A 20325-nucleotide genomic window follows, 5' to 3' on the forward strand; every position below is an offset into this window, starting at 1 on the left:
ATAAATTCAAGTTTATTCAGCAGATTAAAAAGCTGATGTTGATTCTGACAGAATTCGGAAAATCCTATTCAAAGAAAAACAGTAGATATACCCCCTATAATTTTGTATTTTAACCGTTTCATCACTTAATTATTCATGTTTGCTCGCTGGTTGTACTATTTTTTTGTCACATTATCCGCATTAGGTTTGATCGGCGTGCTGCTGGCAGGCTTTGCCGGACTGGTCATATACTCCAATCTGCCGTCACTGGATACACTGACGGACTATCGCCCGAAAATACCTTTACGCATATACAGCGAAGAAGGCCAGATGATCGGCGAGTTTGGCGCGGAACGCAGAAATGTCGTCAGTATCTCCGAAGTGCCGGAGCATCTGAAACAAGCCATTCTTGCAGCGGAGGATGATCGCTTTTATGAACATGGCGGTGTTGATTATTTGGGTGTATTGCGCGCGGCTTATTCCAATTTCTCCGCAGGCAGTGTCCGTCAAGGCGCTAGTACAATCACCATGCAAGTCGCCCGGAATTTTTTTCTGACCAGGGAAAAAACACTGACCCGGAAACTTAGCGAAGCGCTACTGGCATTCAAGATTGAACACAGCCTCAGCAAAGACAAGATCCTAGAACTGTACGTGAATCAAATTTACCTCGGGCACCGCAGTTATGGTTTCGCAGCGGCGGCGCACACCTACTTCGGCAAGTCATTGCAAGAAATCAATATCGTAGAAGCCGCCATGCTGGCCGGATTGCCCAAGGCGCCTTCAAGTTATAACCCGATCAGCAATCCCAAGCGAGCCAAAAGCCGGCAATTGTACGTATTGGGCCGGCTTCATAAGCTCAATTACATTTCCAGTGAGGAATTGAGTGAACTGGAAAAACAACCCGTTCCGGTGAAGAAGCAATCGTCTACCTTTGCCATGCGTGCCGAGTATGTGGCAGAAATGGTCCGCCAGGTCATCTATGATCGATATCAGGAAGAAACCTACGATAAAGGGATCAAGGTCTATACCACGCTGCGGCAGCTGGATCAGGAAACGGCTTATCAGGCGCTCCGTAAAAATGTGATCGAGTACGACAGGCGCCGCGGTTATCGCGGTCCAGAGGCTTATATCGATCTGATGAAATATGGCGGTAATCAAGAAAAAACATTGGACGATGCGCTGGATGAAATCAACGATAGCGATGATATTTATGCCGCTGTTGTCATAGCGGCTAAACCGAATTCCGTCCAGGCTTATAAAAAGGGTGGAGAGGTCATTGAAATCACTGGCGATGGACTAAAATTCGCACAGAAATTTTTGGCGGAGAAAAAAGATCCCGGCAAAAAATACATAACCCCCGGTGCATTAATCCGTGTGCAAAAAAATCAGAAAAATGTCTGGCATATCGTTCAATTACCGGAAGTAGAAGCAGCGCTTGTTTCCATCGATCCCAACGATGGCGCTATTCGCGCATTGATCGGTGGATTTGATTTCTATAAAAATCAATTCAATCACGTCACACAAGCATGGCGGCAGCCGGGTTCCAGTTTCAAACCTTTCATTTATTCGGCTGCATTGGAAAAAGGCTTCACTCCAGCCACCATCATCAACGATGCCCCGCTCTCGTTCAGCGCAGCCCAGACCGGCAGTCAGTTATGGGAACCGAAAAATTTCGATGGAAAATTTGAAGGGCCGATGCGCATGCGCACGGCGTTAACCAAATCAAAGAATCTTGTGTCGATCCGGATCTTGCAGGCGATCGGTATACAGTATGCGCAAGATTACATAACGCGATTCGGTTTCGATGCCAGCCGGCATCCGCCCTACTTACCGATGGCGCTCGGCTCAGGTTCCGTCACACCAATGCAAATGGCCGCCGGATACGCGGTTTTTGCCAACGGCGGCTACCGCATCGCACCTTATTTCATCAAGAAAATCGAAGATGAGAAAGGCAATGTCATCGAGCAGTTCCAACCCGTCTCCGTTACCAATGGGGCAAAACGTGTGATTGATCCGCGCAATGCTTTTATCATGACCAGCATGATGCAGGATGTTGTGAGTCAAGGTACGGCTGTCAAAGCCAAACAACTGGGACGCACCGATCTCGCCGGAAAAACCGGTACGACCAGTAATTTTATCGATGCTTGGTTTTGCGGTTTCCAAAAAGACTTGGTAACCATTGCTTGGACCGGATATGACGAGCCTAAACCGCTGGGGAATAATGAAACCGGCGGGCGCGTCGCGTTACCGATTTGGATGGATTACATGGGACCGGTGCTGAAAGGCGTCGCTATGGCAGAATACAAGCCGCCCAATGGTGTCGTTGCCGCGCGGATTAACTCAGCCACCGGATTCAGGGAATCCGGTGGAGATATGACCGAGTATTTCCTTAGTGAGCAGCTTCCGCCGCTGAATGAAAATCCGGTTGAACATACACCGAAGGTTACCCGGGATTTACAAGATCAACTGTTCTAACTCCTACCCGCTATTTGATGGCTTATTGTTTCTTCTTAAGCCAATTTGCGGCTTCGATCGCGTAATACGTCAATATTCCGTCCGCACCGGCACGCTTGAATGAAAGCAGCGATTCCAGCACGCAGGCTTCTTCATCCAACCATCCGTTAATCGCGGCAGCTTTAAGCATGGCATACTCGCCACTCACCTGGTATACAAAAGTTGGTGCACCGAATTGATTCTTCACACGACGCACGATATCGAGATAAGGCATGCCGGGTTTAATCATCACCATATCCGCTCCTTCATTCAAATCCAGCCCCACTTCCCATAAGGCCTCATCGGAGTTTGCCGGATCCATCTGATAGGTGTATTTATTCCCCGCGCCGAGATTCGCTGCTGACCCAACCGCATCACGAAACGGTCCATAGAAACTTGAAGCATACTTCGCCGAATACGCCAATATACGGGTATGAATAAACTGTTGACTATCCAAGCTATTGCGGATTGCTGCTATGCGCCCATCCATCATGTCGGAAGGCGCGACAACATCGGCACCGGCTTGTGCATGCACCAGCGCTTGCTGGCGCAGCACATTGACGGTTTCATCGTTCATGACGTAACCATGCTGATCGATAAGACCATCCTGGCCATGGCTGGTATATGGGTCAAGCGCAATATCCGTAATGACCCCAAGCTCGGGAAAATTCTGTTTCAATTGCTGGACTACTTTAGGCACCAATCCATCGGGATTGTAGGCTTCACTTGCAGTCAGGTTCTTAAATTCAGTATCAATAACCGGAAAAATAGCCAGTGCAGGAATACCAAGCCGCAAACAATTCTCTGCTTGTATCATTAACAGATCCGAACTTTGTCTGACAATCCCGGGCATCGATTTCACATTTTCGCTGCGATTCTTTCCGTCCAAAACAAATACCGGATAAATCAAATCATCTGCACGAAGATGAGATTCTTGCATGAGACGGCGGGTAAACTCGTCACGACGCATGCGTCGCATTCTTTTTTGCGGAAATTGGCTATACAAAGACATAAATAAAAAATCAGAAAAAATAATATGATAAAAAATAATTCTATTTATTTGAGGAACTAATCTAGTCGATAAGACCTCTTAGCAAAGGACATCTTGATCGTCCCCCTGTCTTTCCTCCCTGAGACAGGGCCTTAAGTGATATTAAGGCGATTCCCCCCGGTTTTACTCCCCTTTAACCGGGGGCTTTTTTTACAATTTGAATCATCAGCCCAGAGATAGCCCCGAAATTTAATCAGCACTTAGCCAAGAATTAATAACGGAAGTAGCATCTTCAATACCACTACGAGCCAAGCTAGAAAATAACTGCACGCTACAGCCCGGATATGATTCATTCAAATATTTCGCCGCATGCTGTAACGTCATATTTGCTTGTTGTTTGCTCAATTTGTCAGCTTTCGTCAATAAGATATGGACTGTCTTTCCTGTCGGTATAAACCAATCCAGCATCTGAATATCCAGCGCTTTGAACGGATGTCGGATATCCATGATCAACACTAAGCCTCTCAGTGATTCTCTCGTTTGTAAATATTGACTTAATAACCCTTCCCAATGCTGGCGGATGTTATCCGGAACTTTCGCATAACCATACCCCGGCAAATCAACGAGGAATTGATTTTCATTCAATTGAAAAAAATTAATATGCTGAGTGCGGCCAGGTGTTTTACTCACGAAAGCCAACCGGTTTTTGTTGGCCAAGGTATTTATTACACTGGATTTGCCGGCATTGGATCTTCCTGCAAAAGCTATTTCAACCCCTGCATGCTGTGGTAATGCATGTAAATCATTAATGGAGGTATAAAAAGTCGCTTTTTGGAATAAATGCATGGTATTTTATGAACTCGTCAACTCGCGTCTTTTCAATTCGTCTTTAGCGATCACTACCAATCCTTCCAAAACTAAATTGTCAATTATCTTAGTAGGATACTTAATGAAAGAACTCAGCAAGGATGCGTTCCCGCCACTGATGATGCAGTTTATAGATGAATGATTGAGTTGCGTAGATAAAATACTATACATGCGATCAATTGCACCTACTAGGCTTTGTATTATGCCACTATGAATCGCATTTTGTGTGTTAACGGGAAAATTTTCGTAAGTACCCGGCTCATCACTTTCCAACTGAGTCCCTGAATAAAGACTATTAAGCATCAATTGAACGCCCGGCAAAATAATGCCGCCTAGAAATTTTCCACTGTCAGATAACGTATCGATAGTTACCGCAGTACCAGCATTAATAACCAAACAAGCCTTATGTTCTATGTTCCATGCAGCAATCAAGGCTGCCCAACGATCGCTGCCCAACTTAATTGGATTTGTATAACCATTGGAAACACCACATTGATAGGATTGAGAATGATGCCATATGGGTTGTGTAGTCCAGCGCGAAATGAGCTTGCTAATTTCGTTCTTTGTTTTATCCCGTGCTACGTGAGAAATTATAATTAAATACGGTTCTGAGAAGACGCTAAATTCTGTCTCTAAATCAGAAACAGCATCATAAGATATACTATTTTGAGTTGACCAGTGATCATTATTAAACAATCCCCATTTAACGAAAGAATTGCCTGAATCAATGACTAAGAAAGTGAGGTTCATCTGTCGCTTAATTATCTTTTAAGCGCATAGAAATGTTACCGGTATTATAAGATTGTCTACCATCAGGAGTAATTAAGCAAATAGAACCGTCATCATTTACATCATCAACAATTCCATCAACCGATTGTTTATTTGGAAAAAGCAGCGTCACATTCTTTCCTTGGTACGCATGATAGCTCATCCATTCCTCTTTGAAATATGAGAAGCCATATTTCTCGAAGTCAGACAAAACTGTATATAATTGAATAAGAAGTGCGCTAAATATTTCGTTACGATCATGCACTTTGCCTGTGCATTGAAATAAATCAGTTACTTTTTGTTCAATGTGAGATTTTATCGAAAGCGGAAGATGAAAATTTATACCGATGCCAATTACAGCAAATGCTGGTCCATCTATTTTTCCACGAAGCTCTATTAATATGCCTGCCAATTTACTACTATCGAACAGGATATCATTAGGCCATTTAAGATAAATATTGTTGCCTGAGAAAGATCTTAAGACACGTACGAGAACAACACCAATAACTAAGCTTAAGCCAGATAAGACAGAAACATCATTTTCAAAACGCCACAAAATTGAAAAGGCCAGCGTATTACCTAATGTGCCTCCAAACCATTTACGATTTTCCCGACCACGACCTTTAAGTTGGATCTCAGCAGATGCAACAACTATTGGTTTATTATAGTATTCAGATTTATCGAATTTATTCAAAATATAATTGTTCGTGGAATCAATTATATTGAATATTTTTATATTAAATTTATTTGAATCATAGGGAATAAGCTGAAGAATTTTATTTTTATTTAATAAATTAACTTTAACTACATTAAAATTCTTAATTTTTTCCAAAAATGAAATATATAAAAACTTCTTTAGTAGTAATTTTGTATTAAAAAATTATCAAATAAAGATTGTGAAACAAAAACAATTTTATTCTTCATTGATTTCATTCTTATCAGTTGCTTCTTCAACTGGACGGTCAAGTAGTTCCACTAGCGCCATTGGAGCGTTGTCGCCTTTTCTATAGCCGTATTTAAGAATTCTCACGTAACCACCTGGTCGCGCACTATATCGCGGACCAAGCTCATCAAATAATTTTGTTACGATCTGGCGATCACGTAACTTATTAAAAGCTGCTCTACGATTAGACAAAGAGGGTTTTTTTCCTAAAGTAATAACAGGTTCAACATAACTTCTGAGTTCTTTTGCTTTTGGAAGCGTTGTAGTAATCACTTCATGACGTAATAAAGAATTACTCATGTTACGAAACATTGCTAGTCTGTGACTGCTTGTTCTATTTAATTTTCTAAATGCATTATTATGACGCATGATTCTGATCCTTCGATATATTTTCTAAATTAGCAGGTGGCCAATTATCTAATTTCATACCTAAAGTGAGTTCTCTCGATGCCAATACTTCTTTAATTTCATTGAGAGATTTTCTTCCTAAATTTGGTGTCCTTAGTAACTCAGCCTCCGTCCGTTGAATCAAATCACCAATATAATAGATATTTTCTACTTTTAAACAATTAGCGGACCTGACAGTTAGCTCTAGATCATCAACAGGCCGAAGCAATATGGGATCAATTTGAGGCATTTGTGGTTTTTCTTTTGGAATAGGGGTACTCTCCAAATCTGCAAAAACCGACAACTGCTGTACTAAAACACGGGCTGCATATCGTATTGCTTCTTCTGGCTCAACAACGCCGTTTGTTTCCAAATCAATAATTAATTTATCTAAATCGGTACGCTGCTCTACTCGAGCACTTTCAACAGTATAACTAACGCGTCTAACCGGACTGAAAGAAGCATCTAAAAAAATTGTTCCAATGTCTTTGTCAACATTTTTATTCTTTCTAATTGTTGCCGGAACAAATCCTCTTCCTTTCTCTACCCTCAATTCAATATTAATTTTACTATCTGAAGTCAAATGAGCAATGATATGTTCTGGGTTAATTATTTCAACATCGTGTCCAGTTTCAATGTCGCCAGCAGTAACAACACCTTTTCCATTTTTCCTCAAGTATAAAGTAGCCTCGTCATTATTATGAAGTTTCAAGACTATACCTTTAATATTCAATAAGATATCAACTATATCTTCTTGGACTCCATCTAAAGCAGAGTATTCATGAACTATTCCAGCGATCTTAACTTCCGTAGGAGCAAAACCAGACATTGAAGATAATAGAATTCTTCGAAGTGCATTACCCAATGTATGGCCATAACCCCTTTCAAAAGGTTCCATCACCACTTTGGCATGCAAAGGAGATATGTTCTGAACATCAATAATTCGTGGTGTAAGCAGCTCCGTACCGAGCATAAAAAATCCTTTTGTTTAAAATCTATATTGACTATTTTGAATATAATTCAATTATCAATGATTCATTAATAGAAGAAGGTAAATCCGAACGCTCAGGTTTCATTTTATAGATACCCTTCATTTCGTTAACATTTACATCTATCCAGGAAGGGAAATTCCGATTGTTGGCTATCTCAATAGAAGATTTAATGCGTAATTGATTTTTCGCATTTTTATCAATTTCGATCGTATCCCCGACATTAACTAAATAGGCCGGTATATTAACTCTATGTCCATTTACCAAAATACAATTATGTCTAACAATTTGACGGGCTTCTGATCTGGATGATCCAAATCCCATATGGTAAACGACATTGTCAAGGCGACTTTCTAACAATTGTAATAAGTTATCGCCAGTTATCCCTCGTGTCTTGTCAGCAGCCTTATAAATATTCCGAAATTGTTTTTCTAGAATGCCATAGATTTTTTTAACTTTCTGTTTCTCACGCAACTGACCGCCATAATCAGATAATCGTCCTTTTTTTTGACCATGTTGTCCAGGTGGATAATTTCTACGCTCTATAGCGCATTTATCAGTAAAACATTTTTCACCTTTCAAGAATAATTTTTCACCTTCTCGTCGGCATTGTTTACATTTTGGTGCAAGATTTCTAGCCAAGATATCTCCTTAAATACGGCGTTTTTTAGGTGGACGACAACCATTATGTGGCACGGGTGTCACATCTGAAATACTAGTAATTTTAAAACCAGCCGCATTCAGAGCTCTTACTGCAGAGTCACGACCAGGACCTGGGCCTTTTACCTTGACTTCAAGATTCTTGACGCCACAATCAATAGCTATTTTACTCGCTGTTTCAGCAGCAACTTGTGCGGCAAATGGTGTACTTTTTCTCGACCCTTTAAATCCAGCTCCACCTGAAGTAGCCCATGATAGAGCATTTCCTTGCCTGTCAGTTATTGTAACTATTGTATTATTAAAAGAAGCATGTATATGTGCAATGCCCTCAGAAACATTTTTTTTAATCTTTTTCTTAACACGTGAGTTTGTTTTATTCATTATAACACCCGAAATTGCATCTATTTAATTAACAAAGTTAACGAGCACGTATTGCTTTGCGAGGGCCTTTTCTAGTTCTTGCATTTGTTCTAGTACGTTGTCCTCGAACAGGGAGACCTCGTCGATGTCGTAAGCCTCTATAACATCCAAGATCCATTAATCTCTTAATGTTCATCGAAATTTCACGACGAAGATCTCCTTCAATTGTCATTCGAGTTACATATTCACGCAATTGTTCAATTTGCTCTTCAGTGAGATCTTTCAATTTTTTATCAGTATCTATGCCAACAGCATGACAAATGTTCTTAGAACTAGATCTACCAATACCATAAATTGCAGTGAGAGCAATACCAACATGTTGATGATTAGGTATGTTTACGCCAGCAATACGTGCCATTTATATTTTCCTATATAATCTTGCTTTCACTTTTAACCTTGTCGTTGTTTGTGTCTTGGATCTATGCAAATGACTCGCACAACTCTATTACGTCTAATTATTTTGCAATTTCTGCAATATTTTTTAACTGAAGCATTTACTTTCATAAGGTTTGATTTAGAAATTATAATTAGTAATAATAATATGTAGATTTTTATTTTCTATTTAGCTCGGAATGTAATTCGAGCCCTTGTTAAATCATAAGGCGTCAAATCAACGGTAACCTTGTCACCTGGCAAAATTCTTATATAGTGCATACGCATTTTTCCCGAAATATGTCCTAACACTATGTGTCCATTTTCTAACTTAACTCGAAATGTTGCATTTGGAAGCGTTTCGAGAATTTCACCTTGCATCTGTATTGTATCTTCTTTTGCCATTAAAAAACGCCAAATATTTATCTTGTAGGTAACTTCGCTTGATTGCTTTTAAAATTAGCTTTTTTAAGTAAACTATCGTATTGTGATGACATCACATGCGACTGAACTTGTGACATAAAATCCATAGTTACAATTACGATAATTAAAAGAGAAGTGCCTCCAAAATAAAAAGGAACATTCCATTTCAAAATTAAAAATTCAGGTAATAAACAAACTAGTGTAACGTAAATTGAACCCGATAATGTCAAGCGTAACATAATCTTTTCAATATAGCGCGTAGTTTGGTCTCCTGGCCTAATGCCAGGTACAAAAGCTCCACTTTTCTTAAGATTATCAGCAGTTTCTTTAGGGTTAAAAACAAGAGCTGTATAAAAAAAACAGAAAAAAATGATCATCATTGCATATAAGATTACATATATCGGTTGACCTGGTGATAATGCTGAACTAATGTCTTTTAACCATGTTAAAGATTCATTATTAGCGAACCATCCAGCCAATGTTGCCGGAAATAAAATTATGCTTGAAGCAAAAATTGGCGGAATTACACCAGCCATGTTTAGCTTTAAAGGTAAATGAGAACTTTGACCGCCATATACTTTTTGCCCAACTTGGCGTTTAGCGTAGTTAACTAAAATTCGCCTCTGTCCTTTTTCAACAAATACTACAATTCCTGTTACACAAGCAGCAGCGACAAATATGCCAAGTGCTACTAAAAAATGCATCGAGCCTGTACTAACTAAATCTAAGGTACCACCAATAGCGCTCGGCAGACCAGCAGCTATGCCCGCAAAAATTATTAATGATATCCCGTTACCAATGCCACGTTCGGTGATCTGCTCACCTAACCACATTAAAAAAATTGTGCCAGTTACCAATGTAATAACAGTAGTAATAGTAAACATTCCACCTGGATTTATCACTAAACCGGCTTGAGATTGAAGCGCAATCGAAATTCCGTAACTTTGAACTAATGCTAAAGCGACTGTACCATATCTTGTATATTGCGTAATTTTTCTTCTGCCACTTTCCCCTTCTTTTTTCAAAGATTCTAAAAAAGGAATTGCAACTGTTCCTAATTGCATGATAATAGATGCCGATATATACGGCATAATTCCTAGTGCAAAAATTGAAAACCTCGAAAGAGCTCCGCCTGAGAACATATTGAACATACCCAAGACACCGCTTTCTTGTGATTCAAATAGATCTTTCAGTACAATAGGATCTATTCCCGGAACAGGAACATGTGCACCAATTCTATAGACAATTAGCGCTAACAGCAAAAACCATAAGCGTTTCTTAAGATCAGCAAATTTATCTACAGGGGAGTTTGACATATTATTTAGATTTAAAAATCTTTATGAAATTGTACTTCCAGAAGCTAGGAGTATATCTTTTGCTCCTTTACTAATTGCAATATTTTTAAAATTGAAAGCTTTAGTACAATTTCCAGATTTAAATATTTTAACCTTATTCGTTTTTTTGGAAACTATATTAGTTGCAATCAGAGTTTCGATAGTAATTTCTGTTTCGGAAAGTGAATTTAAATCATTCAAACGTATATTAGGATATTCTCGTTTTCTTAAAATCACAAAACCTCTTTTAGGTAAGCGTCTTTGAATTGGCATTTGGCCACCTTCGAATCCTACCTTATGAAATCCTCCCGATCTTGATTTTTGGCCTTTATGGCCTCTTCCACAGGTCTTCCCCATACCTGACCCTATACCACGTCCAACTCGGACCTTAACTTTTCTTGAGCCTTCAGAAGGTTTAATAGAATTTAAATACATAATTTAATCGCATTTAACTAAATAATTAATCTTGTCAATCATTCCACGTACTTCAGGGGTATCTTTAAGTATTGATGAACTATTTAGCTTTCTCAATCCTAAGCCTCGAGCTGTTGCTTTATGGGATTCTTTTGTTCCTATCAAGCTTTTAATAAGTGTAATTTTGATAGTTTTTTCTATTTGAGAATTAACCATAATTTCAACCTATTATTTCCTTTACTGTTTTATTGCGTTTGGCAGCAATTGTCGCAGGAGTGTTCATTTGATTTAAGCCTTTTAGTGTTGCTCTTACTACATTATATGGATTCGTAGAACCAATACATTTAGCCAAAATATTGGTCATTCCCATTACTTCGAATATAGCTCTCATGGGTCCACCAGCTATAATACCTGTTCCTTCAGGAGCAGGTTGCATATATACCTTTGCAGCGCCATGTGATGCAGTGATGGGATGATAAATGGATCCATTTTTCAATTTAATCTTTATCATTTTTCGACGAGCTTCATCCATAGCCTTCTGCACAGCAACTGGTACTTCTCGTGACTTACCTTTACCCATACCAACGCCACCATCACCGTCTCCGACAACGGTTAAAGCTGCGAATCCTAAAATACGACCACCCTTAACAACTTTTGTAACTCTGTTGATAGCAACCATTTTTTCACGTAAATCGTCACCACTTTCTTCTGTCCCTATCGTTTTAGTATTCATATTCTCGACCTTGGATATCATTACACTTTGTTAAAATTTTAACCCTTCTTCACGAGCCGCATCAGCTAAAGCTTTAACTCGACCATGATATTTATATCCAGATCTGTCAAATGCAATATTTGATATACCAAACTTTATTCCTTTCTCTGCAATTCTTTTCCCAATTATTATTGCTGCATCAATATTCCCACCCGTCTTAATTTCTTTTTTTACATCAGGATCTAAGGTAGATGCGCTAGCAATAGTTTTATTATTCTTATCATCAATCAATTGTGCATATATATGCGAATTACTTCTATGAATAGATAATCTAATGGCGCCCAATTCGGCTATGGTCGCACGTGTTTTCTTTGATCTTCTAATACGCTTATCTTTTAAATTCGACATGTTTATTTCACTTATTTTTTCTTAGTTTCTTTAAGAATAATGACTTCATCTGAATATCGAACGCCTTTTCCTTTGTAAGGCTCTGGTTTTCTATAAGCTCTAATATTCGCCGAGACTTGTCCGACCTTTTGTTTGTCGATACCTTTAATTATTATCTCTGTTTGGGTGGGTGTTTCAATTTTAATCCCATCTGGAATTTCAAAATCAATTGGATGTGAAAAACCGAGTGTAAGATTCAATCGATTTGCCGTCGCTTGTGCTTTGTAGCCAACTCCTACAAGTTGCAATTTTTTTTCAAAGCCTTTTGAGACGCCATGAACCATGTTTGCAATTAATGCTCTGAATGTACCAGATAAAGCATTTGCATGTTGAGAATCAGAGTTTGTTTTAATCTTCAAAAAACCATCTAGCTTATACACAATAATTTCACATGCTAAAGGATATTCCAGAACTCCTAGTGGTCCTTTTATTTTAATATCATGTTCGGTCAAAATAATTTCTACATTTTCAGGAACAGGTATTGGGTTATTACTTACACGAGACATTAGATAAATCCTTTAAACTAGAATGCACAAGAGTTCGCCACCGATACCCAATTCGCGCGCTTTATTTTGAGTCATTACGCCTTTTGATGTTGATAATATAGCCGTGCCTAAGCCATTCATCACACTTGGCAAATTTTTACTGGATTTGTAAATCCTTAAACCGGGTTTGCTTATACGTTTAATATTTTCTATTACAGGCTCACCTGCATAATATTTTAGAATTATCTCTAAGGTGCTTTTACTATTTTCATTAATGACACTATACGAATCTATATATCCTTCATCTTTTAGTACATTAGCAATTGCTATTTTTAAGCGAGAACTTTCCATTTTAGCAAAATGCTTTCTTGCCATTTGAGCATTTCTAATTCTTGTTAGCATATCTGCAATTGGATCGCTCATACTCATATCGATTACACTCTATAATAATTATTTATACTATGATTAATTTATTAAAAAAAACTTCACCAGCTAGCTTTTATGATTCCTGGTATCTTTCCACTCATTGCCATATCTCTTAATTTATTTCTTCCAAGCCCAAATTTGGAATAAACACCACGAGGTCTTCCTGTTAATTCGCATCTATTTCTCAATCTTACAGCACTAGAGTCTCTAGGAAGTTTCTGTAATTGTTGACGTGCTTTTGCTCTATCATCTTCATCCAGTGAATAATTTGAAATTACTTTGTATAAATTTTTTCTTTTTTCAAAATATTTAGCTACTAATTTTTGTCTTTTATTATTTCTATTCACTGTAGATAATTTAGCCATAACTTCCTCAATTCTTGAAGGGAAAACTAAATGCTGCTAATAAAGCCTTCGCTTCTATATCGCTTTTAGCAGTTGTTGTAATTGAAATATTCATGCCTCGTAAAGCATCAATTTTATCGTAATCAATTTCAGGAAATATAATTTGCTCTTTTATACCCATATTATAGTTCCCTCTACCATCAAAGGATTTTCCTGATATTCCTCTGAAATCCCGTATTCTCGGTATTGCAATAGTAATTAATCTATCAAGAAACTCATACATTCTAACTTTTCTGAGAGTTACCATGCATCCGATAGGATAATCTTTTCTGACTTTAAAAGTTGCAATTGATTTCTTGGCTCTCGTTACGACTGGCTGCTGACCGCAAATTTTTTTTATATCTGAAACTGCATTCTCGATTACTTTCTTATCGATAGTCGCTTCGCCCAATCCAATGTTAAGTGTTATCTTTGTAATACTCGGTACTTCCATTACAGATTTGTATCCGAATTGATTTTTTAATTCTTCTGCTATTGTATTGCGGTAATAGTCCTGTAAGCGCGCCATATGATTACAATTCCTTTTATACTTCAATCAATTCATTAGTAGTTCTAAAAATACGTACTTTTTTATCATTAGAATCTAATCTAAATCCAACTCTATCTGCTTTCTTTAGCGAAAAATTATAAATTGCAACATTTGAAATATGAATTGACATTTCTTTACTTGTTATTCCTCCAGTAACTCCAGTTGAAGGATTAGGTTTTTGATGTTTTTTTACCGAATTTATTCCTTGTACTAATAAACGCTCAGTACCTATTGTGCGAAGCACCGTACCTTTTTTTCCTTTATCTTTTCCGGTAATTACAATTACATCATCACCTTTTTTAATTTTTCTCATATCTATTCTCTTCTAACTATTACAGAACTTCTGGAGCAAGCGACACAATTTTCATGAAACGTGCATTCCGCAATTCACGTGTAACAGGACCAAATATGCGGGTTCCAATCGGCTCAAGCTTGTTATTTAAAAGTACAGCAGCATTATCGTCAAATTTTAACAATGATCCATCTATACGTCTTACACCTTTTGCCGTACGCACCACAATGGAATTGTAAACCTCACCTTTTTTTACACGTCCCCTAGGTGCAGCGTCTTTAATGCTTACTTTTATTATATCGCCAATTCCTGCATATTTTCTCTTTGATCCTCCAAGTACCTTGATACACATTAATGATCTCGCACCTGTGTTATCAGCAACTCGCAATATTGATTGCATCTGTATCATTTAATAATCTCTTTTAAAAACTCATATTGAGTATTTATTTAAATTTATAAGTATCACGAAGTACCAAAGAGGCGGCATTATACAAGAAAATAACATGCCTAATACGATTTATAGTAAATTACGCTTAGAGTAGCAATAAAGACTATTTATCTCTCGGATATACTATTTACGTGTTTCACTACTTTCCAATTTTTAGTTTTCGATAATGGACGACATTCTTCGATTAAAACAATGTCGCCTACTGAAAGCTGTTCATCCACAACATGTGCATGATATTTTTTTGATCTAATTACAAATTTTCCATAAAGAGGGTGTTTTATTCGACGCTCAACTAGTACTGTAACTGTTTTATCCATTTTATTACTTGTGATACGCCCAGTCAGTGTACGTTTTAATTTTTCACTATTCATAGTTAACTTGCTTTCTGAGTCATAATTGTTTTAACTCTTGCGATATCTTTTCTAATCATTTTCATTCGACTAGTATCCGAAAGTTGCTGTGTAGCTAATTGCATTCTTAAGCTAAATTGTACTTTTAACAAAGAAATAAGTTCCTTGTTAAGTTCAGATAATGATTTTTCTTTCAATTCACTAACTTTCATTGTCATCCGCCAAGTTGCCTAATAGTAAACACTGTTTTAATTGGTAATTTTGCTGCAGCTAGTTTAAATGCTTCTTTCGCTAATTCTTCACTAACTCCATCCATTTCATACAACATTTTCCCCGGTTGTATTTCAGCAACATAATACTCTGGACTACCTTTACCATTTCCCATCCTAACCTCGGCGGGCTTATGTGAAATTGGCTTATCAGGAAAAATTCGTATCCAGATACGACCACCTCTTTTAATATGCCTTGTCATTGCTCTTCGTGCAGCTTCTATTTGGCGAGCTGTTAATCGACCTCTATCAACTGCTTTTAAGCCAAATTCACCGAAGCTAACTTTTGAACCGCGTGTTGCGATACCAGTATTTCTTCCTTTTTGTTGCTTTCTATATTTAGTTCGCGCTGGTTGAAGCATCTCTTTCCCCAGAATATATTTTTATCAGATATAAAGAATCTAGTAGCTGTAATTAAATGCTTGTATCATTCAATGCTTTTATCTATTTTAGAATCGGATTCTTTAATAAATGATGAAGAGGATTTCTTATTAATTTTCTTTTTTTCATGATCAGAAGCATTACCTGAGGCATTTAGGCTATTTGTGTCACTTTTCCCAAGTATCTCGCCTTTAAAAACCCACACTTTAATACCAATAATGCCATAAGTTGTTTCAGCTTCTGATGTCGCATAGTCGAGGTCTGCTCTTAACGTATGCAAAGGAACGCGACCTTCTCGATACCATTCTGTGCGGGCAATTTCAATTCCATTCAACCTACCCGAACTCATTATTTTTATACCTTGAGCTCCTAGCCTCATAGCATTTTGCATTGCACGTTTCATCGCTCTACGAAACATAATTCTTTTTTCCAATTGCTGAGCAATATTATCAGCAATTAATTGCGCATCCAGTTCGGGCTTTCTTATTTCCTCGATATTAACATGAACAGGAACCCCCATTCTTTTTTGGAGCTCCATACGTAATACTTCTATATCTTCACCCTTTTTTCCAATAACCACACCTGGACGCGAGCTATAAATAGTAATTCTTGCATTTTTTGATGGTCTTTCTATCAAAACTCTACCAACCGAAGCATTTTTAAGCTTTTTACTAAGAAAAGCTCGTACTTTTATATCCTCATTCAGCATCGTTGCAAAGTTATTGCTATTTGCGTACCACTTTGACAACCAATTTCTTTGAACTGAAAGCCGAAATCCGATTGGATGTATTTTTTGACCCATATCAATTAATGCCTTTGATTTTATTTAATTTGACTACCATTATCGCTTACTGTTAACGAGATATGACATGTAGGTTTCACAATTCTGTTACCACGACCTTTAGCACGTGCACTTGTTCGTTTCATCAATACCCCTCTATCAATATATATAGATGAAACTCTCAATTCATCAATATCTGCGCCATCATTATGTTCTGCATTTGCAATGGCAGATTCCAAGATCTTGCGAATTATTTCTGCACCTTTTTTAGGGCTGAAAGTCAAAATATTCAGCGCCTTGTCAACTGACAGACCTCTTATCTGATCTGCTACAAGACGTCCCTTTTGTGCTGATAACCTTACTCCGCGTAATTTAGCAGTAGTTTCCATATTTATTCCTATCGCTTAGTAACTGCTTTTTTATCGCCAGCATGGCCTTTAAAAGTACGTGTCAATGAAAATTCGCCAAATTTATGACCGACCATATTTTCTGTCACAAAAACAGGAATGTGCTGCTTGCCATTGTGCACAGCCACCGTCATTCCTATAAAATCCGGCAAAATTGTGGATCGTCTTGACCATGTCTTAACAGGTCTTTTATCATTTGTTTCACGCGCTTTCAATATCTTTTCCATTAAATGCGTATCTACAAATGGTCCCTTTTTAACTGATCGTGCCATTTAATCTATTATCCTTTTTTTGAATAACGATGACGAACTATCATCACTTCTGTTCTTTTATTTTTTCGGGTTCTATAGCCCTTAGCCGGTGTTCCCCATGGGCTGACTGGATGTCTTCCTGCTGATGTCCTTCCTTCCCCGCCACCGTGTGGGTGATCTATAGGATTCATTGCCACACCACGTACAGTTGGTCTTATTCCACGCCACCGGACAGCGCCCGCTTTACCAATAGATCTTAAATTGTGTTCAGCATTACCTACTTCGCCGATTGTAGCACGACAATCAATATGCACTTTCCGCATTTCTCCAGAGCGAAGCTTTATTTGCGCATAATTTCCTTCTCGTGCTTGTAATTGTATTGAAGCACCTGCTGATCGCGCTAATTGAGCACCTTTTCCTGGTAATAATTCAACACAATGAATTATCGTTCCCATTGGTATATTACGTAAAGGCAGTGCATCTCCGGGTTTTATTTGAGCATTTTTGCCACTAGAAATTTTTGCACCTACCGTTAATCCTTTTGGAGCAATAATGTACCTTCTTTCTCCATCTTGATAGCAGATTAAGGCGATATTGGCTGTCCTATTAGGATCATATTCAATACGTTCGACTATACCGGTAATATCATCTTTATCACGTTTAAAATCTATCAATCTATAATGATGTTTATGACCACCACCGCGATGTCTGGTTGTAATGCGACCATAATGATTGCGCCCTGCAGTTTTAGTTTGTTTTTCTAATAAATTTTTATAAGGCTCACCTTTATAAAGGTCTTTATTGATCAATTTAACTACTGATCTTCTTCCGGGTGAGGTTGGATTTAATTTAACAAGGGCCATTATTTAACCTCTGCATTTGAAAAGTTTGCAAAACTCAATTCCTGCCCTTCCTTAATACTTACAATGGCTTTTTTCCAATCACTTCTACGTCCCATAAAACGTCCAAATCTTTTACTTTTTCCTTTAACATTGATCGTTTGAACATTTTTCACTTCTATCTTTTGTTCTTTCCATAATAATTCTATGGCATCTTTTATTTCTTTTTTAGTTGAATCTGTCGCCACACGAAATATCGTTTGATTGTTTTTCTCTCCAATAAACGTAGCTTTCTCTGAGATGTACGGCGCTAATATCACTTTTAATAAACGTTCTTGATTTATATTTAAATTTTTCATGACAGAAGTTCCTCAAGTTTCTTCAATCCTTCTGCTGTGAGTAAAATCTTTTCAAATTTTAAAAGACTTACTGGATCTACATTTTTCACTTCTACTACAGAAACATGCGGCATATTGCGTGATGATAAGTATAAATTTTCATCTACATTATTCGTAATTACCATTACTTCATTAAGTCCTAACGCAACTAATTTTTCTCTAAAAGCTTTAGTTTTATGTGTATCAACATTGAATCCATCAATGATCATTAAACGATCATCACGCAATAGTTGCGAAAGAATAATACTGATGCCGGTACGATACATTTTTTTATTGAGTTTTTTTCTAAAATTCTCATCTGGAGTATTAGGAAAAATTTTTCCGCCCCCCCTCCATATTGGACTTGATGCCATACCGGCACGAGCTCGCCCCGTTCCTTTTTGACGCCATGGCTTTCGAGTTGACTTTGCGACTTCTGAACGTCCTTTCTGAGCTCGTGTTGCTCCACGTGCATTTGACAGATAAGAAGTGATAACTTGATGAACAAGCGCCTCATTGTAATCTCTATTAAAAAGTTCATCAGAAACAGTGATATTTTCTGCTGCCTGATTCTTTTCACCGATAAGCTTCAGCTCCATTACTTGTTCATCCTATTGTTATTTCGTTTTATTAATCAATCTATTTCTTTACTTTAATGCTCGAACGCACTACAACGTTACCGCCTTTAGATCCTGGTATGGCACCTTTTAAAAGCAATAGATTCCTTACTTCATCAACTCTTAATATCTCTATATTTTGAACAGTTCTTTTTACATTACCCATGTGACCTGACATTCTTTTTCCGGGAAAGACTCGACCGGGATCTTGCGCCATTCCGATTGAGCCTGGTTTATTATGCGCTTTTGAATTACCGTGACTAGCCCGATTTGATGAAAAGTGATGCAACTTTATTGTTCCTGCATATCCTTTACCGATGGTTGTTCCAGACACATCCACTTTCTGGCCGACTTTAAATATTCCACACGGAACTACTGCGCCATTTTGCAGTTGATTAATATCTTCATCCGCAGCTACTCTAAACTCTTTTACAATGCTTCCTGCTTCTACACCTGCTTTTGAGAAATGTCCCGCAATTGATTTATTGACTCTACTTGCTCTTTTCTTTCCAAACGTCAATTGCACTGCAGTATAACCATTCGTATCAGATTTTTTTAACTGAGTTATACGATTATTGGAAACATCTATCACTGTTACTGGCAAACTATCACCATTCTCAGTAAAGATGCGAGTCATTCCAACTTTACGACCAATCAACCCTATTGTCATTTTCCGCCTCTATCAAAGAGCACATGCTTTTATTAAGAGCAACTGAACACTCTAACTATTTAAGAATACTTATAATTTAATTTCTACATCCACGCCAGCAGGCAAATCCAATTTCATCAAAGCATCGACTGTTTTGTCTGTTGGATCAATGATATCCATTAATCTTAAATGTGTTCTAATCTCAAATTGATCACGAGACGTTTTATTCACATGAGGCGATCTCAACACATCAAAACGTTCAATTCTAGTCGGCAATGGAACAGGGCCTTTAACAACGGCTCCTGTTCTTTTTGCCGTTTCTACAATTTCAAGAGCCGATTTATCTATCAACCGATAATCGAATGCTTTAAGACGAATTCTAATTTTTTGGTTTTGCATATATATTTTAATCTCGAGTTTATAGATTCAATTTCACACGGGGATTGACTCTAACTCTATTTCGCCTTATAAAATATCACTCAATAATTTTTGCGACGACGCCGGCGCCAACCGTGCGTCCGCCTTCCCGTATCGCAAATCGCAATCCGTCTTCCATCGCAATCGGCGCTATCAGGTTTACCGTCACCGATACGTTATCCCCAGGCATCACCATTTCCGTGC

General features: G+C 37.9%; 35 protein-coding genes. 1 reads left to right on the plus strand and 34 read right to left on the minus strand.

The window, feature by feature from the left end:
* Positions 1-135 precede the first annotated feature (135 nt).
* On the plus strand, positions 136-2454 hold the full coding sequence (locus tag ABD07_RS05915) for a penicillin-binding protein 1A (protein WP_160817537.1): 2319 nt from the start codon (positions 136-138) through the stop codon (positions 2452-2454).
* Between the two features lie 22 nt (positions 2455-2476).
* Here the strand turns inward: ABD07_RS05915 and hemB are convergent, their stop codons facing one another.
* The 34 genes from hemB to ABD07_RS06085 all read right to left on the minus strand — a co-directional run.
* Positions 2477-3484 (minus strand): porphobilinogen synthase, encoded by a 1008-nt coding sequence (hemB, locus tag ABD07_RS05920; protein WP_160817538.1) that lies wholly within the window; start codon positions 3482-3484, stop codon positions 2477-2479.
* Positions 3485-3712: 228 nt separating this feature from the next.
* Positions 3713-4309, minus strand: a complete 597-nt coding sequence (yihA, locus tag ABD07_RS05925; RefSeq protein ID WP_108698788.1) for a ribosome biogenesis GTP-binding protein YihA/YsxC — start codon at positions 4307-4309, stop codon at positions 3713-3715.
* 6 nt (positions 4310-4315) lie between these two features.
* Entirely contained in the window at positions 4316-5080 is a 765-nt protein-coding gene (locus ABD07_RS05930) for a type III pantothenate kinase (protein ID WP_160817539.1), read from the minus strand.
* A 7-nt stretch (positions 5081-5087) separates the two neighbouring features.
* Entirely contained in the window at positions 5088-5930 is an 843-nt protein-coding gene (locus ABD07_RS05935; RefSeq protein ID WP_160817540.1) for a biotin--[acetyl-CoA-carboxylase] ligase, read from the minus strand.
* An 81-nt stretch (positions 5931-6011) separates the two neighbouring features.
* Positions 6012-6410 (minus strand): 50S ribosomal protein L17, encoded by a 399-nt coding sequence (gene rplQ, locus ABD07_RS05940; RefSeq protein ID WP_160817541.1) that lies wholly within the window; start codon positions 6408-6410, stop codon positions 6012-6014.
* Positions 6400-7401 (minus strand): DNA-directed RNA polymerase subunit alpha, encoded by a 1002-nt coding sequence (locus ABD07_RS05945; RefSeq protein ID WP_108698792.1) that lies wholly within the window; start codon positions 7399-7401, stop codon positions 6400-6402. The genes rplQ and ABD07_RS05945 overlap by 11 nt, the downstream gene beginning before the upstream one ends.
* Before the next feature lie 31 nt (positions 7402-7432).
* A complete protein-coding gene (gene rpsD / locus ABD07_RS05950) occupies positions 7433-8059 on the minus strand; it encodes a 30S ribosomal protein S4 (RefSeq protein ID WP_160817542.1) in 627 nt (208 codons plus the stop codon).
* Positions 8060-8068: 9 nt separating this feature from the next.
* Positions 8069-8458, minus strand: coding sequence for a 30S ribosomal protein S11 (gene rpsK / locus ABD07_RS05955; RefSeq protein ID WP_090319440.1), 390 nt, complete (start codon positions 8456-8458; stop codon positions 8069-8071).
* 37 nt (positions 8459-8495) lie between these two features.
* Positions 8496-8855, minus strand: coding sequence for a 30S ribosomal protein S13 (gene rpsM / locus ABD07_RS05960; protein ID WP_108698794.1), 360 nt, complete (start codon positions 8853-8855; stop codon positions 8496-8498).
* 32 nt (positions 8856-8887) lie between these two features.
* Positions 8888-9001 carry a 50S ribosomal protein L36 gene (rpmJ, locus tag ABD07_RS05965; protein ID WP_090319434.1) on the minus strand — a complete coding sequence of 38 codons (114 nt, stop codon included), beginning with the start codon at positions 8999-9001 and terminating at the stop codon, positions 8888-8890.
* Positions 9002-9055: 54 nt separating this feature from the next.
* On the minus strand, positions 9056-9274 hold the full coding sequence (infA, locus tag ABD07_RS05970; protein WP_013966779.1) for a translation initiation factor IF-1: 219 nt from the start codon (positions 9272-9274) through the stop codon (positions 9056-9058).
* 17 nt (positions 9275-9291) lie between these two features.
* Entirely contained in the window at positions 9292-10608 is a 1317-nt protein-coding gene (secY, locus tag ABD07_RS05975; protein WP_160817543.1) for a preprotein translocase subunit SecY, read from the minus strand.
* Positions 10609-10629: 21 nt separating this feature from the next.
* Positions 10630-11061, minus strand: a complete 432-nt coding sequence (rplO, locus tag ABD07_RS05980) for a 50S ribosomal protein L15 (protein ID WP_160817544.1) — start codon at positions 11059-11061, stop codon at positions 10630-10632.
* Positions 11062-11064: 3 nt separating this feature from the next.
* Complete coding sequence (rpmD, locus tag ABD07_RS05985; RefSeq protein ID WP_160817545.1) at positions 11065-11256, minus strand: 50S ribosomal protein L30; 192 nt, start codon at positions 11254-11256, stop codon at positions 11065-11067.
* Positions 11257-11260: 4 nt separating this feature from the next.
* Complete coding sequence (gene rpsE, locus ABD07_RS05990; RefSeq protein ID WP_108698821.1) at positions 11261-11773, minus strand: 30S ribosomal protein S5; 513 nt, start codon at positions 11771-11773, stop codon at positions 11261-11263.
* A gap of 30 nt (positions 11774-11803) precedes the next feature.
* The gene (gene rplR / locus ABD07_RS05995) at positions 11804-12160 is read right to left on the minus strand and encodes a 50S ribosomal protein L18 (RefSeq protein WP_160817546.1); all 357 of its coding nucleotides are present in this window, start codon (positions 12158-12160) and stop codon (positions 11804-11806) included.
* 11 nt (positions 12161-12171) lie between these two features.
* Positions 12172-12705: a 50S ribosomal protein L6 gene (rplF, locus tag ABD07_RS06000; RefSeq protein ID WP_160817547.1), complete on the minus strand. Its 534-nt coding sequence runs from the start codon at positions 12703-12705 to the stop codon at positions 12172-12174.
* Between the two features lie 12 nt (positions 12706-12717).
* Entirely contained in the window at positions 12718-13113 is a 396-nt protein-coding gene (gene rpsH / locus ABD07_RS06005) for a 30S ribosomal protein S8 (protein ID WP_108698800.1), read from the minus strand.
* A gap of 56 nt (positions 13114-13169) precedes the next feature.
* Positions 13170-13475 (minus strand): 30S ribosomal protein S14, encoded by a 306-nt coding sequence (gene rpsN, locus ABD07_RS06010; RefSeq protein ID WP_160817548.1) that lies wholly within the window; start codon positions 13473-13475, stop codon positions 13170-13172.
* Positions 13476-13482: 7 nt separating this feature from the next.
* Positions 13483-14022: a 50S ribosomal protein L5 gene (gene rplE, locus ABD07_RS06015; RefSeq protein ID WP_108698802.1), complete on the minus strand. Its 540-nt coding sequence runs from the start codon at positions 14020-14022 to the stop codon at positions 13483-13485.
* A gap of 16 nt (positions 14023-14038) precedes the next feature.
* Positions 14039-14356: a 50S ribosomal protein L24 gene (gene rplX, locus ABD07_RS06020; RefSeq protein ID WP_108698803.1), complete on the minus strand. Its 318-nt coding sequence runs from the start codon at positions 14354-14356 to the stop codon at positions 14039-14041.
* Positions 14357-14375: 19 nt separating this feature from the next.
* Positions 14376-14744 (minus strand): 50S ribosomal protein L14, encoded by a 369-nt coding sequence (gene rplN, locus ABD07_RS06025; RefSeq protein WP_160817549.1) that lies wholly within the window; start codon positions 14742-14744, stop codon positions 14376-14378.
* A 146-nt stretch (positions 14745-14890) separates the two neighbouring features.
* Positions 14891-15154 (minus strand): 30S ribosomal protein S17, encoded by a 264-nt coding sequence (gene rpsQ / locus ABD07_RS06030; RefSeq protein WP_160817550.1) that lies wholly within the window; start codon positions 15152-15154, stop codon positions 14891-14893.
* Between the two features lie 2 nt (positions 15155-15156).
* Entirely contained in the window at positions 15157-15345 is a 189-nt protein-coding gene (gene rpmC, locus ABD07_RS06035; RefSeq protein ID WP_108698806.1) for a 50S ribosomal protein L29, read from the minus strand.
* 2 nt (positions 15346-15347) lie between these two features.
* Positions 15348-15764, minus strand: a complete 417-nt coding sequence (gene rplP, locus ABD07_RS06040; RefSeq protein ID WP_108698807.1) for a 50S ribosomal protein L16 — start codon at positions 15762-15764, stop codon at positions 15348-15350.
* A 65-nt stretch (positions 15765-15829) separates the two neighbouring features.
* Positions 15830-16585: a 30S ribosomal protein S3 gene (gene rpsC, locus ABD07_RS06045; protein ID WP_108698808.1), complete on the minus strand. Its 756-nt coding sequence runs from the start codon at positions 16583-16585 to the stop codon at positions 15830-15832.
* A gap of 20 nt (positions 16586-16605) precedes the next feature.
* Positions 16606-16953, minus strand: coding sequence for a 50S ribosomal protein L22 (gene rplV / locus ABD07_RS06050; RefSeq protein ID WP_108698809.1), 348 nt, complete (start codon positions 16951-16953; stop codon positions 16606-16608).
* A gap of 8 nt (positions 16954-16961) precedes the next feature.
* Positions 16962-17243: a 30S ribosomal protein S19 gene (gene rpsS, locus ABD07_RS06055; protein WP_108698810.1), complete on the minus strand. Its 282-nt coding sequence runs from the start codon at positions 17241-17243 to the stop codon at positions 16962-16964.
* Between the two features lie 8 nt (positions 17244-17251).
* The gene (rplB, locus tag ABD07_RS06060; protein WP_160817551.1) at positions 17252-18085 is read right to left on the minus strand and encodes a 50S ribosomal protein L2; all 834 of its coding nucleotides are present in this window, start codon (positions 18083-18085) and stop codon (positions 17252-17254) included.
* Positions 18085-18420: a 50S ribosomal protein L23 gene (gene rplW, locus ABD07_RS06065; protein WP_160817552.1), complete on the minus strand. Its 336-nt coding sequence runs from the start codon at positions 18418-18420 to the stop codon at positions 18085-18087. Before rplW ends, rplB begins: the two co-directional genes overlap by 1 nt.
* The gene (rplD, locus tag ABD07_RS06070) at positions 18417-19037 is read right to left on the minus strand and encodes a 50S ribosomal protein L4 (RefSeq protein WP_160817553.1); all 621 of its coding nucleotides are present in this window, start codon (positions 19035-19037) and stop codon (positions 18417-18419) included. Before rplD ends, rplW begins: the two co-directional genes overlap by 4 nt.
* Before the next feature lie 40 nt (positions 19038-19077).
* The gene (gene rplC, locus ABD07_RS06075; RefSeq protein ID WP_108698814.1) at positions 19078-19725 is read right to left on the minus strand and encodes a 50S ribosomal protein L3; all 648 of its coding nucleotides are present in this window, start codon (positions 19723-19725) and stop codon (positions 19078-19080) included.
* A 69-nt stretch (positions 19726-19794) separates the two neighbouring features.
* Complete coding sequence (gene rpsJ, locus ABD07_RS06080; protein WP_013966801.1) at positions 19795-20103, minus strand: 30S ribosomal protein S10; 309 nt, start codon at positions 20101-20103, stop codon at positions 19795-19797.
* A gap of 76 nt (positions 20104-20179) precedes the next feature.
* Positions 20180-20325, minus strand: a 146-nt coding sequence (locus ABD07_RS06085) for an EF-Tu C-terminal domain-related protein (RefSeq protein ID WP_476703646.1), incomplete at its 5' end; no start/stop codon positions are given.

The sequence above is a fragment of the Nitrosomonas oligotropha genome (assembly GCF_009833085.1).
Taxonomy (GTDB): domain Bacteria; phylum Pseudomonadota; class Gammaproteobacteria; order Burkholderiales; family Nitrosomonadaceae; genus Nitrosomonas; species Nitrosomonas oligotropha.

What these genes read in the sequence shown, in the direction of transcription:
- ABD07_RS05915 (WP_160817537.1), top strand. Translation starts at nt 136, where the DNA reads ATGTTTGCTCGCTGGTTGTACTATTTTTTTGTCACATTATCCGCATTA.
- hemB (WP_160817538.1), bottom strand. Translation starts at nt 3,484, where the DNA reads ATGTCTTTGTATAGCCAATTTCCGCAAAAAAGAATGCGACGCATGCGT.
- yihA (WP_108698788.1), bottom strand. Translation starts at nt 4,309, where the DNA reads ATGCATTTATTCCAAAAAGCGACTTTTTATACCTCCATTAATGATTTA.
- ABD07_RS05930 (WP_160817539.1), bottom strand. Translation starts at nt 5,080, where the DNA reads ATGAACCTCACTTTCTTAGTCATTGATTCAGGCAATTCTTTCGTTAAA.
- rplQ (WP_160817541.1), bottom strand. Translation starts at nt 6,410, where the DNA reads ATGCGTCATAATAATGCATTTAGAAAATTAAATAGAACAAGCAGTCAC.
- ABD07_RS05945 (WP_108698792.1), bottom strand. Translation starts at nt 7,401, where the DNA reads ATGCTCGGTACGGAGCTGCTTACACCACGAATTATTGATGTTCAGAAC.
- rpsK (WP_090319440.1), bottom strand. Translation starts at nt 8,458, where the DNA reads ATGAATAAAACAAACTCACGTGTTAAGAAAAAGATTAAAAAAAATGTT.
- rpsM (WP_108698794.1), bottom strand. Translation starts at nt 8,855, where the DNA reads ATGGCACGTATTGCTGGCGTAAACATACCTAATCATCAACATGTTGGT.
- rpmJ (WP_090319434.1), bottom strand. Translation starts at nt 9,001, where the DNA reads ATGAAAGTAAATGCTTCAGTTAAAAAATATTGCAGAAATTGCAAAATA.
- infA (WP_013966779.1), bottom strand. Translation starts at nt 9,274, where the DNA reads ATGGCAAAAGAAGATACAATACAGATGCAAGGTGAAATTCTCGAAACG.
- secY (WP_160817543.1), bottom strand. Translation starts at nt 10,608, where the DNA reads ATGTCAAACTCCCCTGTAGATAAATTTGCTGATCTTAAGAAACGCTTA.
- rplO (WP_160817544.1), bottom strand. Translation starts at nt 11,061, where the DNA reads ATGTATTTAAATTCTATTAAACCTTCTGAAGGCTCAAGAAAAGTTAAG.
- rpmD (WP_160817545.1), bottom strand. Translation starts at nt 11,256, where the DNA reads ATGGTTAATTCTCAAATAGAAAAAACTATCAAAATTACACTTATTAAA.
- rpsE (WP_108698821.1), bottom strand. Translation starts at nt 11,773, where the DNA reads ATGAATACTAAAACGATAGGGACAGAAGAAAGTGGTGACGATTTACGT.
- rplR (WP_160817546.1), bottom strand. Translation starts at nt 12,160, where the DNA reads ATGTCGAATTTAAAAGATAAGCGTATTAGAAGATCAAAGAAAACACGT.
- rplF (WP_160817547.1), bottom strand. Translation starts at nt 12,705, where the DNA reads ATGTCTCGTGTAAGTAATAACCCAATACCTGTTCCTGAAAATGTAGAA.
- rpsH (WP_108698800.1), bottom strand. Translation starts at nt 13,113, where the DNA reads ATGAGTATGAGCGATCCAATTGCAGATATGCTAACAAGAATTAGAAAT.
- rpsN (WP_160817548.1), bottom strand. Translation starts at nt 13,475, where the DNA reads ATGGCTAAATTATCTACAGTGAATAGAAATAATAAAAGACAAAAATTA.
- rplE (WP_108698802.1), bottom strand. Translation starts at nt 14,022, where the DNA reads ATGGCGCGCTTACAGGACTATTACCGCAATACAATAGCAGAAGAATTA.
- rplX (WP_108698803.1), bottom strand. Translation starts at nt 14,356, where the DNA reads ATGAGAAAAATTAAAAAAGGTGATGATGTAATTGTAATTACCGGAAAA.
- rplN (WP_160817549.1), bottom strand. Translation starts at nt 14,744, where the DNA reads ATGATACAGATGCAATCAATATTGCGAGTTGCTGATAACACAGGTGCG.
- rpsQ (WP_160817550.1), bottom strand. Translation starts at nt 15,154, where the DNA reads ATGAATAGTGAAAAATTAAAACGTACACTGACTGGGCGTATCACAAGT.
- rpmC (WP_108698806.1), bottom strand. Translation starts at nt 15,345, where the DNA reads ATGAAAGTTAGTGAATTGAAAGAAAAATCATTATCTGAACTTAACAAG.
- rplP (WP_108698807.1), bottom strand. Translation starts at nt 15,764, where the DNA reads ATGCTTCAACCAGCGCGAACTAAATATAGAAAGCAACAAAAAGGAAGA.
- rpsC (WP_108698808.1), bottom strand. Translation starts at nt 16,585, where the DNA reads ATGGGTCAAAAAATACATCCAATCGGATTTCGGCTTTCAGTTCAAAGA.
- rplV (WP_108698809.1), bottom strand. Translation starts at nt 16,953, where the DNA reads ATGGAAACTACTGCTAAATTACGCGGAGTAAGGTTATCAGCACAAAAG.
- rpsS (WP_108698810.1), bottom strand. Translation starts at nt 17,243, where the DNA reads ATGGCACGATCAGTTAAAAAGGGACCATTTGTAGATACGCATTTAATG.
- rplB (WP_160817551.1), bottom strand. Translation starts at nt 18,085, where the DNA reads ATGGCCCTTGTTAAATTAAATCCAACCTCACCCGGAAGAAGATCAGTA.
- rplW (WP_160817552.1), bottom strand. Translation starts at nt 18,420, where the DNA reads ATGAAAAATTTAAATATAAATCAAGAACGTTTATTAAAAGTGATATTA.
- rplD (WP_160817553.1), bottom strand. Translation starts at nt 19,037, where the DNA reads ATGGAGCTGAAGCTTATCGGTGAAAAGAATCAGGCAGCAGAAAATATC.
- rplC (WP_108698814.1), bottom strand. Translation starts at nt 19,725, where the DNA reads ATGACAATAGGGTTGATTGGTCGTAAAGTTGGAATGACTCGCATCTTT.
- rpsJ (WP_013966801.1), bottom strand. Translation starts at nt 20,103, where the DNA reads ATGCAAAACCAAAAAATTAGAATTCGTCTTAAAGCATTCGATTATCGG.